Raw genomic sequence first — 1,757 nt, forward strand, 5'->3', positions numbered from 1 at the left:
ACCGGCACCCGCCACCTCACGCCCCCGCGAATCGACCTGGTCAACGCCACCGAACTCATCCTCACAGCATGATCAACTTAAGCTACGCGGCATTGCTACATAGGGGAACGGTCCCGACCGTCGATCTGTCACGTCCCTGCGGGAAAATCTTTTACCCGCCCGGGTACTGCCGCTTTTTGGCCTGACTGCGGCCAGCCAGGTACGCGATGCTCCCAATGGACACGCCGGCCAGGTACGCCACCCACTGCTGCTTCCACCGCCCCGTGCCGAGCAGATCGTTGACCGCCCGGGTGCGGACAAATAGCGCGGCGTCGGCCAGCACTTCCAGCTCCCCGATCTGCTGGACGAGGCCCGGCAGAGCCGCGACCTCAGCTTTGCTGACACGCGGCACCCTGGCGGCCTTGGCCGCCATGCGTACCGTCTCGTGGGTTTCCTCCGTCGGAGCCCCCGGACCGCCAGGCAATGTCTCATCGTCGGCCAGGCCCAGCCCAGCGCGGCGAAGACGAATCAGGTAAGAACGGCTGACGCCCGCTTTCACGTTCAGGTTGGGCACCGGATTGTAGAAGGACATCGACACGGCGGTCTTGTCCCGTACGGCGTACAGCTCACCGAGTTCGCGGTCGGCATCGACGTACACGGCCGCGGCCTTGGCAACGGCGTACGCCGCCGAACCTCCGGGGTCCAAACCAAGACGCTCGTACGATTCTTCGACGGGCAGGCGCAATTTGAGTTTCCGGCCCAGCGGCAACAGCAACGCAGGGCCGACGGCGTTGGCCTGGGAAAAAGCATCGGCGACCGTAACGTGTGCGTAGCACCGGGCGATGTCGGCGGCCAGGTCGACGAGGTCGGCGTAGTGGCGGGCGTCTTCGCGATCAGATTCCGGCGGCGACTCGCCGTCCGCACCGTAGAACTCACGCCAGATGTTGTAGACGTTGTATTCGTGTGTACCAGCGGCCACCGCAATACGCGCGGGTCTGCCGCCCTGGTTGCGGTAGTCCGCGACCAGGCGCTTTCGCTTCTGAACGAAGCCGGTGAGTTCGTCCTCGGCGTCGACGCCGAATTCGGCGGCCCGGACCCGGGCGTCGATGAGGTCGGCTCCGGCAAGGTGCGCTTCGAGGGCAGTCTGAGCCTCGGCTAGGACAGTGTCCGGCAGGAGGGGCCTGCCTGTGGGCGAGTCCGACATGTGGGGTCCTCCTGCGTGGTTGTCACCGCTTCGGGTCGACAACCGGGCGGCCCTGGCACTGTTGCAGCCCCGGAGGGGCGATGACATTTCTATCGTATCCACGCGTGCCAACAAGCGCCCATCCAACTTCAGAGGTTGCTTGCGAGGCCAACATCCCTCCCCGCAGCCCTCCAACGCCCGCCGCTGACTGGCCGCCACCAACATCGTACGCAGCCCCCAATCGCCTACCAGCCCTGCGTACGCAGCCGGTCACCGAAGTTGTCCAACAACCACCAGCCGCCGTCCGGATACCGCACCGGAACCGTTCCCGGATCAGCCGGACGCCGCACCTTCCACCCGAACTCGTACGCTTTTTCCGGCTCATCCTCGAACCAGCCGTTGCACAGCACACATGCCACCAGAATATTTGCCGGACCGTTCACCCACGCCGCCGTACTCCCACCCATGGCCCGGTTCGTACGGTGATGTGGCACTAGGTTCTGTCTGGAATTCGGATCATGAATTCGGCGCGATGCTGCGGAGCCAGAGCATCGCGCCGCACAGGTGGAGTCCGGCTTCGTAGCTGGCTGGGGTC

The 1,757-nt window shown here is 65.2% G+C and carries 2 protein-coding genes; both read right to left on the reverse strand.

The features are described from left to right. Positions 1–151: 151 nt before the first annotated feature. A complete protein-coding gene (locus AC0Z36_RS29570; RefSeq protein ID WP_485466164.1) occupies positions 152–1,183 on the reverse strand; it encodes a hypothetical protein in 1,032 nt (343 codons plus the stop codon). A 224-nt stretch (positions 1,184–1,407) separates the two neighbouring features. Further along, a complete protein-coding gene (locus tag AC0Z36_RS29575) occupies positions 1,408–1,605 on the reverse strand; it encodes a hypothetical protein (RefSeq protein ID WP_485466165.1) in 198 nt (65 codons plus the stop codon). Between the last annotated feature and the right edge of the window lie 152 nt (positions 1,606–1,757).

The sequence above is a fragment of the Kitasatospora sp. UYEF31 genome (assembly GCF_057291755.1).